The 9659-nt window shown below is 52.2% G+C and carries 8 protein-coding genes; 4 read left to right on the forward strand and 4 right to left on the reverse strand.

Annotated features, from left to right (window positions below; genetic code table 11):
* The first annotated feature begins 100 nt into the window (after positions 1-100).
* From AC2JC8_RS08980 to AC2JC8_RS08990, 3 genes are read left to right on the forward strand one after another with little or no spacing between them, the layout of a single operon-like run.
* Positions 101-490 carry a VOC family protein gene (locus tag AC2JC8_RS08980; protein ID WP_295475443.1) on the forward strand — a complete coding sequence of 130 codons (390 nt, stop codon included), beginning with the start codon at positions 101-103 and terminating at the stop codon, positions 488-490.
* The gene (locus AC2JC8_RS08985) at positions 474-2888 is read left to right on the forward strand and encodes an endonuclease MutS2 (protein ID WP_295475423.1); all 2415 of its coding nucleotides are present in this window, start codon (positions 474-476) and stop codon (positions 2886-2888) included. Before AC2JC8_RS08980 ends, AC2JC8_RS08985 begins: the two co-directional genes overlap by 17 nt.
* A gap of 12 nt (positions 2889-2900) precedes the next feature.
* Complete coding sequence (locus tag AC2JC8_RS08990; protein WP_484594570.1) at positions 2901-3818, forward strand: cation diffusion facilitator family transporter; 918 nt, start codon at positions 2901-2903, stop codon at positions 3816-3818.
* Here AC2JC8_RS08990 and AC2JC8_RS08995 read toward each other — a convergent pair.
* Complete coding sequence (locus AC2JC8_RS08995; RefSeq protein WP_484401258.1) at positions 3792-5006, reverse strand: ABC transporter ATP-binding protein; 1215 nt, start codon at positions 5004-5006, stop codon at positions 3792-3794. The two genes, AC2JC8_RS08990 and AC2JC8_RS08995, sit on opposite strands and share 27 nt — an antisense overlap.
* Before the next feature lie 49 nt (positions 5007-5055).
* Between AC2JC8_RS08995 and obgE the strand changes: the two genes are divergently transcribed.
* Entirely contained in the window at positions 5056-6054 is a 999-nt protein-coding gene (gene obgE / locus AC2JC8_RS09000; RefSeq protein WP_484594571.1) for a GTPase ObgE, read from the forward strand.
* A gap of 34 nt (positions 6055-6088) precedes the next feature.
* On the opposite strand, the gene AC2JC8_RS09005 is transcribed toward obgE, so the two are convergent.
* From AC2JC8_RS09005 to AC2JC8_RS09015, 3 genes are all read right to left on the reverse strand, one after another.
* Positions 6089-6904, reverse strand: a complete 816-nt coding sequence (locus AC2JC8_RS09005; RefSeq protein WP_484401261.1) for an inositol monophosphatase family protein — start codon at positions 6902-6904, stop codon at positions 6089-6091.
* The gene (locus tag AC2JC8_RS09010; protein WP_484420216.1) at positions 6897-8273 is read right to left on the reverse strand and encodes a BCD family MFS transporter; all 1377 of its coding nucleotides are present in this window, start codon (positions 8271-8273) and stop codon (positions 6897-6899) included. Before AC2JC8_RS09010 ends, AC2JC8_RS09005 begins: the two co-directional genes overlap by 8 nt.
* Before the next feature lie 7 nt (positions 8274-8280).
* A partial coding sequence (locus AC2JC8_RS09015) for a TolC family protein (protein WP_484594572.1) occupies positions 8281-9659 on the reverse strand: 1379 nt, incomplete at its 5' end.

The following is a 9659-nucleotide window of genomic DNA, read 5'->3' on the forward strand; positions in this document are numbered from 1 at the left end:
GGCATCGAGGAGCAAAACCACAAACCAACTAATCTGTATTTTGCCTCCAATCCCCACTTGGCACCATTGCCCTCAACAATGGAGTAATCGTGCAATTGTTATGGGAGTGGAACGCTTGGGCCATGTAGCCATTCGAGTGGCTGATATGGCAAGGGCAAAGTCTTTTTACCTAAGCCTTGGCATGCAGTTGGTGTGGGATGCCAGCGATTGGGCTTACCTAACGGCTGGCGCTGATGGTTTAGCCCTGCTGGGGCCGGGTTATAAGGCGGCAGGGCCCCATTTCGCGTTCCATTTCAAGGTTCGCTCTGAAATTGATGCCATTCACAGCCAACTACAAAGCGCAGGCCATAACTGCGGCTCAATCCTTGAGCATCGCGATGGCACCGCCAGTTTTTACCTGCAAGATTCAGAAGGCAACTGGTTAGAAATGCTCTACGAACCCCCAGGAGGGATTCCAAGCAACCTGGAAGGGGATGCAAAGCACTGTTGATATTGCAGCGGAAACACTCCAATTACTGGAGTGGGAGCGGCTGGCGGCACAACTAGCGCAATTTGCCAGTTGTGAGCTGGGGCGGCAGCTTTGCCTTGCCCTACCCCTTGCCTCAGAGCAAAAGGAAGCCCAACGCTTACTAACTGAAACCACAGAGCTGCTGGGCCTTGATGGCCTTCTAGAAGGAGGGCTCAGTTTTGTTGGAGTGGTTGATCTAACCAATTTCCTAAAACTTTGCGCCAAGGGTGGTTGCGCCAGCGGTGAAGCCCTGCTGGAGCTCGCAGAAACCCTGGCAGCCGCAAGACGTTTGCGGCGTCAAATCGATGATCCTTTGCTGCGACCCGTTACCACCGCTCTACTGGAGGGATTGCGCACCCTGCCAGAACTGGAGCAGAAATTACGTTTTGCTCTAGAAGATGGTGGGCGGGTGGCAGATCGAGCCAGTTCAAGCCTTGAGGGTTTGAGGCGTCAATTACTGGGCCAACGCCAAGAGCGGCAGCAACGTTTGCAAGATTTACTGAGGCGCTTAGCTGCTCAATTACAAGACAATGTGATCGCTCAACGCCATGGCAGGCCTGTGCTGGCGGTGAAGGCCAGCGCAGCGGCGCAATTTCAAGGCCAAGTTCACGATAGTTCCGCCTCCGGCGGCACCGTTTTTATCGAACCACAGGTAGTGATTTCCCTTGGTAATCGCATCGCAGAACTGGAAGCGCAGGAACGGGAAGCAGAACGGCGCATATTGCTCCAGCTCAGTGCTGCCGTTGGTGCAGAAATAGATTCGCTGCTGGCCTTACAAAAATGTTTAGGTCGGCTGGATATGGGCCTTGCCCGCGCTCGATACAGCAGCTGGCTTGGTGCCGTAAAACCTGAACTTGGTGGCCAGCACTGGCAATTGCGGGAATTGCGCCATCCGCTGCTGATGTGGCAAGAACGGCGCGAAGGGGGTCAGCCCGTAGTGCCAGTGAGCCTGCAAATTGATCCCAACTTGAGGGTGGTGGCAATCACGGGCCCTAACACTGGCGGCAAAACCGTTGCACTTAAAAGTCTTGGTCTTGCGGCTTTGATGGCACGGGCGGGATTGTTTTTGCCCTGCGTTGGCACCGCAAAAGTGCCGTGGTGCGCAGCGGTTTTAGCGGATATCGGCGATGAACAATCGCTGCAACAAAACCTTTCCACCTTCAGCGGCCATGTGAAACGGATCGCCCGGATCCTGGCTGCCATCGAAGCGCTGCAATCCCGCAATGGCGAAGGCTTAGCGCCGGCTCTAGTGCTGCTCGATGAGGTGGGGGCCGGCACCGATCCCAGCGAAGGCAGTGCTCTAGCAACCGCCTTGCTGCAACAACTGGCGGCAACGGTGCAGCTCTCGGTTGCTACTACCCATTTTGGTGAATTAAAAGCACTCAAATACAACGACCCACGCTTTGAAAATGCCTCGGTGGAATTCGATGAAGCCAGCCTTCGCCCCACCTATCGGTTGCTCTGGGGGATTCCAGGCCGCAGCAACGCCCTAGCTGTTGCACGGCGTTTGGGTTTACCCGAGGCGGTGTTGCAAGCAGCCGCAACCCTTTTGGAAAACCAAGGCACCAGCACCGTAAATAGTGTGATCAGCGGCCTTGAAGCGCAACGGCAACGGCAACAGGAAGCAGCAGAAGAAGCAGCAGCGCTACTGATGCGGGCGGAACTACTGCACGAAGAATTGCAGCAACGCTGGCTGCAGCAACAGCAAATCAAGCTTGAACAGCAGGGGCAAGCACGCAACCAATTGGTGGGTTCAATCCGCGAAGGTCAAAAGGAGGTGCGGCAGTTAATCCGGCGGTTGCGACAAGGCGATGCCGGCGGGGAAGATGCCCGCACGGCCGGCCAGCGGCTGAAATTACTGGAAGCTACCCATCGAAGCGTTGTTGCAAACCAACAACCCAAAGGTTGGATGCCTTCTGTGGGGGATCGAGTGCGGCTGCTAAGCCTTGGCAAAGCTGCCGAAGTGCTAGCTATCGCCGATGGGGGCAAGGAATTACAACTGCGCTGTGGGGTGCTCAGGCTCACAGTGCCCCTTGAAGGCATTGAAGGTTTGCAAGGGGAAAAAGCGGTTCCGCCAGCCCCACCTCAAAAGGCCTTGGCTTTTATTCCTGTTGATGTAAAAAGTGCAGCAAGCAGCAGCATTCGCACCAGCCGTAACAGCGTCGACGTGCGCGGCATGCGGGTTCACGAAGCGGAAGCATTGGTAGAAGAACATCTGCGCCGTTGCCGCGGCACCCTTTGGGTGGTGCATGGGGTTGGTAGTGGCCGCTTGAAAAGGGGCCTGCGCAGTTGGCTTGAAGGCTTGGCCTACGTGGACAAAGTTTGCGATGCCACCCAAGATGAGGGGGGCCCTGGATGCAGCGTTGTTTGGCTGCGTTAACGCAATTTATCAATGGCAGACCACAAGCAGAGCCACCAACAACATCCTGCAGTAAGCCGCCAGCGGCTACCAAAGGAGATTCAGCACGAACATCGCGACGGCAACCCAGAGGCATTTCGCTGGAGTGTGCTGCTCAATAGCGCTCTTTCAGGTTTGCAACTGGCTATCGGCATCGGCTTTGGCTCCCTTGCCTTAATTGGCGATGCCTTGCACAACCTTGGCGATGTGGCCGGCTTACTACTTGGCTGGGGAGCCGAACACCTAAGCGCAAAGCCCGCCAACAAACAATTCACCTATGGCTTTGGCCGCAGCACCCAGCTGGCCGCGATGATTAATTCCAGCTTTATTTTGATGGCCTCAGCGGTGATAATCGTTGAGGGGCTACAGCGTTTTGCAAAACCGGTTGAAGTTACTGCTGGCCCTGTTGCGATAGCTGCTTTTATTGGAATACTTGTGAATTTGGGATCAGCCCGTTTATTTGGCCACAATCACAACCACGACCTGAATAAAAAAGCGGCGGTGGTGCACCTGCTCACTGATGCAGCTATTAGCGGGGCGGTGTTTCTAAGCGCTCTTTTAGTTCAATTCACCGGTATTCAATGGTTGGATCCCTTTACGGGCATCATCGTGGGATTAGCTGTTGCTTGGACCGGCTGGAAGTTGCTGAGACAGTCGGTGGTGGTAGCCCTTGATGGGGTTCCCCCAGGTATAGATATGGAAAAAGTTGAAAGCACCTTGGCCGCGCTGCCTGGGGTGGCGGGAGTTCATCACATTCACGTGTGGGGCACGAGCACCTCTCAAACGGCCCTCACCGCCCATATTTTGCGAAATCCTCAAGCGGTAAACGATATGGAATTACTGCACAACGCCAAAGGTGCCCTTGCCCAACTGGGGATCGATCATTCAACCCTCCAGCTCGAACCTGGGTAATTGCGGAGTGTTATCAGCTTGATTGGGCACGCCTAGGGCTAGCCCATCCTTATCAAAAAGACTCCAGCCACTTGGATCAACTTCCAAATGAATTGCTTGGCCAAGTTGCAAAGAGGCAGCTGGCGCAGCTCGGAACTGAACTTTCTCACCACTTTCCTGCAGAACAGCCGCAACTAACACTTCATTACCAAGAGCTTCAATCTGCTCGATTACCGCAGGAAGATTGCGATTGGTGGCAGGGGCTAAGCGCAACTTTTCAGGCCGCAAACCGGCGGTGAGCATTTGGCCTTGGAATGCATTCAATAAGTGCGATTCCTTAGGTTCAAGCAACAAGCGGCGCCCTCCTAAGAGCACCTGTTCGGCTGAAACTACCTCAACCGCCAGCAGGTTCATCGGAGGCGAACCGATGAATTGAGCAACAAATAAATTTGCTGGCTGTTGATACAACTCCATAGGTGTGCCGAGCTGTTGCAAACAACCGCCATTAAGTACGGCAATGCGATGGCCCATGGTCATCGCTTCCACCTGATCGTGGGTTACATAAACTGTGGTAACACCAAGTGAATGCTGCAAATCAACAATTTGCCGGCGGGTATCACCCCGCAATTTGGCATCCAAATTACTGAGTGGCTCGTCCATTAAAAACACCGCCGGTTCGCGAGCAATCGCTCTTCCCAAAGCCACCCTTTGCTTTTGGCCCCCAGACAACTCCTTGGGCAAGCGATCTAAAAGGGGGCCAAGATCAAGCATCTCTGCCACTCGCTGCAGCCGCTGTTTTATCAGCTGTTCACGGGGGGAGTGAATCAACGTGGTGGTGCGAGCAAACCAATCGCGCACTTGCTGCCCAAAGCTGCGAAAACCACTGCGCCTTAGCCCAAAGGCGATATTTTCAGCAACTGTTAAGTGGGGATAAAGGGCATAACTTTGAAAAACCATCGCCACATCCCGGCGCGATGGGGGCGTGGAAGTTACGTTGCGACCACCAACAAAAACATCACCACTGCTGGGATTTTCTAATCCAGCCAAAAGCCTCAACAGAGTGCTTTTACCGCAGCCGGAGGGGCCAACCAGCACTAAGAATTCACCATCACGGATTTTTAGATCAATTCCACGCAACACTTCAACCGCCTCTCCTCCGCGGCGGGGAGGGTATTGCTTACGTAAATCTCGAAATTCAACCTCAGCCAAATGGGCAGGGCGAGTTGTTCAACTTTAATGGTGGATTGGCTACGGCATTTTGCAGTTCATCGACCAGGCCATGATTGCCGTGAAGGCCGGCCGTGGCGGCGACGGCATTGCCGCTTTCCGCCGTGAAAAATATGTACCCGCCGGCGGACCATCGGGGGGAGACGGTGGCTGGGGCGCTGATGTGGTGATGGTTGCAGATAGCAACCTGCAAACATTGCTTGATTTTAAATACAAACGCTTGTTTGAAGCAACAGATGGCCGCAGGGGCGGACCAAACAAATCAACTGGCGCCAGTGCAAACGATCTGATAATCAAAGTGCCACGTGGCACTGAGGTGCGAGAACTGCCCAGCGGCATGCTGCTTGGCGATCTAACTGAGGAAGGGGAAACACTAATAATCGCCAAAGGCGGCAAGGGCGGCCTTGGTAATGCCCATTACCTAAGTAATCGCAATAGAGCACCAGAAAAGTTCACAGAAGGAAAAGATGGAGAAGAAAGAGAGCTGCAATTAGAACTGAAACTGCTAGCTGAAGTGGGGCTAGTGGGAATGCCTAATGCAGGCAAAAGTACATTGATTTCGGTGTTATCTAGTGCCCGCCCTAAAATCGCTGATTATCCTTTCACCACCCTGGTGCCAAACCTTGGAGTGGTAAGGCGCCCCAGTGGAGATGGCACCGTATTTGCAGACATCCCCGGCCTGATCGCTGGAGCAGCGCAAGGGGCTGGATTAGGTATGGATTTTTTGCGTCATATTGAACGCACAAAGCTATTAATTCACCTGGTGGATTGCGGTGCAAGCGAACCATTAGCTGATGCGATCACACTATTAAATGAATTGCATGCCTATGGCCATGGCCTGCCGGAGCGGCCCCGCATAACGGTGCTAAGTAAATGCGAATTATTAAATCCAGAGGAGCAATTAGAAACCAAAAAAATTCTTGAAACTGAACTCAATCAAAAGGTATTACTGATTTCTGCTGCCACTGGCAATGGGCTCACAAGCTTGCTGCAAGCGGTATGGCTGGAATTAGGAATTGAAAATCCTTAAATTAAATATCATTAGATTAAATAACTCTCGCGCGTTAGTTCAAGGCCAAAGCCCAGGGCATAAATCGCTCTAGTTGCTCTTGGTTGCAAGCGGTGAGGATGGGATAACTGGTTTCCGCTTCCGCTGCTCCAGCGATTAAAGGGAAAGCGGGGCCCGCCAAAGATTGCAAGGGGCATTGCAATTCCTGCAACATCAACCAAGCCGCTGCGATATCCCACACTTTTGGCGTGGCCTCTAATGCCGCAACCATGGTGCCTAAACCCACCCCCAAAAGGTTGAGGCTTGCCACCCCCAGCATGCGGGTTTTGGCTGGAAAGGGCCTGTTCAAACTGCTTAAAACCTTGAGCGAACGGGTGCAAAGGCTCGCGCAACTGCAGCCATGGCGAGGGCCACCAGGGCTGCTAAGGGGCACACCATCACGCCATACCCCCTTGCCTTTAACTGCAACAAATCGCTGCCGCAAAGGGGGCACATCTAAAATCGCAGCTACTGGCACGCCAGCTGAAAAACGCGCCATTGAAATCGCCCACATCGGCAAACCCACCGAGAAATTCGTGGTGCCATCGAGGGGATCCACCACCCAATAATTCAGCTCATGGGGCACAACCGTGCTGCCTTCTTCGCTCAGCAATCCATCACCCGGGAAGATCTTCGCGAGCCCTGCCTCCAAGGTGGCGTCGCTCCATTGATCACAGGCTGTAACAAGGCTGCCATCTGGTTTTTGGGTGCTGCTGATCTGGCCAAAATCCAGCCGCTGGCGCTCCGCCACCAGATCAACCAGTTCGTGGAGGGCTTGCCACTGGGGATCAGCAGGAAAGGTGGAATCAAGCAAAAGTTGCAGCTCAGGCATCAAGATCAAGGGCTAATAAATCGCCAAGGGCCCGTTGCACCCTTTGCTGGAATAAAGCTGTATCCACCCGCAATAGCAGAATTCCTGCCAGCAACAAACCAACGGCCTGTAACAAGAACACACTGGCATAAGCCCCGTAACTGTTTTGGCTACCAAAAAAGCCACCAAATAAACTGAGTAAGCCTCCCCCTGCAACTGTGGCAAAACCACGGGAATAAGCCTGCCCTAAGCCCCATAAACCAATAAATGTGCCCGCCAGTTGAGGCGAGGTGAGCCCCAGCATCAAGGTAAGGCAGGCGTTTGTGCCAACACCTGCTCCATAGCCAAATAAAACAAGGGCAAATTTAAAAACCAGCACTGAACCCAAAGCGCCTGATACAGCTATTGCCACAAGAAAAATCGCCGATATCACTCCCCCCGCTAGGGCCGTTCGCTGCGGACCAAGCCTTGGCACCAACAAAAATCCAGTGCTTGCAATACCAACCAATGTGCCCATACCCCAGAGGGCATTGAGCCTTGTTGTTTCGCACAACGTCATGTTGAAAACAGCGCCGCCATAGGGTTCAAGCACTGCTTCCTGCAGAAATAAACTGAAAGTAAATAAACAAAGAACGCAAAAGAAATAGCTCACCTGGGGATCAGCCCGCAGCAACTTGATTGATTGGCCAAAACCCAATTCCTGCGTTTTGCTCGCCGTAACAGTTGCAGCAAGCGGCCGCTCTACCCCTACAACTGCAAGCAGAATTAAGCCAAAAATCACTAGAGGTGCTGCCACGGTGAGCTGGCGAACTGCCGCCACAACAAGGCTTAAATCCGAGCTAGCGCATGCACTACCAAGAAAACGACTCGCCACAATTGCACCAACCACGATGCCAACGGTGAGCATCGACCACACAACTGAAACCAAAGCCGGACGCTCCCGTTCATTGGTGATATCAACTAGGAGTGCAGCAAATGGTGTGGAACTGGCAGATATTGCGGTGCCATAGAGCAGAAAAACCAAGGCCAGCAAAAGCGAGCGCGTTACCACCGCAGCGCTATCGCCGGCCTGAGCAGCGGATGCCACCCACAGCACTGTGCTGCCGGCAAGCCAAAACAAAAGGCAAAAAGCTGCTGCTCCGCCAAGAATGAAGGGGGTGCGCCGTAAACCACCGAGGCGGCATTGATCTGAGCGCTTGCCAAACCACACCCGCGTAAAAGCAACCAATTGCTGGCAGCCCAAAGCCAAAGCAGTGAGCACTGCTGGCACTTGAAAATCATCAATTAATAAACGATTAAAGATACCCAAGGTGAGCACCGCAAGCGCCCCAAGGCAGGCTTGAAACAAACCAAGCCTTAATGCTAAAAACAACAAGCGAGAAGAAACCAAAAGAAAACTATCGAGAAACAGCTTGAACTAAGCAAGGCGAATTGGTGGGCACCGGAATAACGGGAACATCTGTAATTGGATCTTTATTAGGTGGTAAAGCAGGTAATTTAGTTGGGGTGCAACGCAACACCTGATCAAGGCCAGTGCGGCGCCTTAATTGTGCAACGTTTGTGTTGTATGTGGTAACAGCTCTGGAGTAATCCACCTCAGCATTTGTTGTATCCCGCTGGCTATCAACAACATTGCGTTGGGTACCTACCCCGGCTTGAAAACGCAAACGGGCCAAGCGCAGTGATTCTCGGGTCGATAGCACCTGCCTTGATGTGGTAATTAAATTGCGTATTTGAGCTTGAAGGTTGTAATAAGCCTGCTCTACTTCGTAGCGAATCTGATCACGCTGGCTGGAAAATTTATAGGTATTTTCAGTTGCCAGTTGGCGTTGTTGGCGGGCTTGAGCTGCAGCGCGGCCGCCGTCAAACAGATTCCATTTTATGTTCAAACCAATTTCTTGATTTAATACTTCAACAACGTAACCCGTATTAGTCCCCGAACCATTGCCATCATCGAATGTTTTATCCCATCCGGAATTGCTAAATATACTCAGAGAAGGCTGGATATTGCCAAGGGCACTATTGGCATTAGAATTTGCAATCGATACATCAAGAATTAAATTGCCAAGTTCTTCTCGAAATGCATAAGCAGCTACAATACTTTCTTGCAATGAGGGCTGCCACACGCCTAGCAATGTGGAAGAATCCGCAGCAGTTGGAGTTACATTTTGAGGCAGATCTAGCAGACGTGCTAGATCCCGGCGGGCAATTGCTTGTTGCAACATGCCCTCTGTGAGTTTTTGTTGATCGCGGGCCAGCTGGGTTTCCGCCTCCATAACATCGAGTTTGGTTGCTACTCCAGCTTGGAGGCGAGCTCTGGCATCACGCAGGCTTATAGAAGAAGATTGAGTTGCGGATTTACCAATACGCACTTGATCATCAGAATACTGAAGCTGAAAATATACGCTAGCTGCTTGAAGCCTCAGCTCTCTTAATGTGATTAAATATTGATTCTTTGCCTTCTCAAATTGATCACGGGCTGCTGCAATTTGAGGCACCCTTTGGGGATTTATTAAATCCCAGTTGAGCCGCAAAGATGCTCCCGCTCCATAAATTTGCGATTCCGTAAAAGTATTTTGATTATTTTGAGTAACAAGACCACTGCCATAACTTTGGGTTCTGCTACCAAAATCACGAGAAGGGAATCCATTAGTACTCAAATTCAAAGTTGGATACCAAGCGGATATTTGCGCCCTTAAATTTGATTTTGCTTGCTCCACCTGAGAAGCTATTGCTTTTAGTTGTGGGCTGTTTACCTCCACCAATTTCTCCACCT

The sequence above is a fragment of the Synechococcus sp. genome, assembly GCF_982614295.1.

Bases quoted from the DNA above. Each gene is read 5' to 3' on its own strand.
- AC2JC8_RS09005 (WP_484401261.1), bottom strand. From the start codon at position 6,904: ATGCCTGAGCTGCAACTTTTGCTTGATTCCACCTTTCCTGCTGATCCC.
- AC2JC8_RS08980 (WP_295475443.1), top strand. From the start codon at position 101: ATGGGAGTGGAACGCTTGGGCCATGTAGCCATTCGAGTGGCTGATATG.
- AC2JC8_RS08985 (WP_295475423.1), top strand. From the start codon at position 474: ATGCAAAGCACTGTTGATATTGCAGCGGAAACACTCCAATTACTGGAG.
- AC2JC8_RS08990 (WP_484594570.1), top strand. From the start codon at position 2,901: ATGGCAGACCACAAGCAGAGCCACCAACAACATCCTGCAGTAAGCCGC.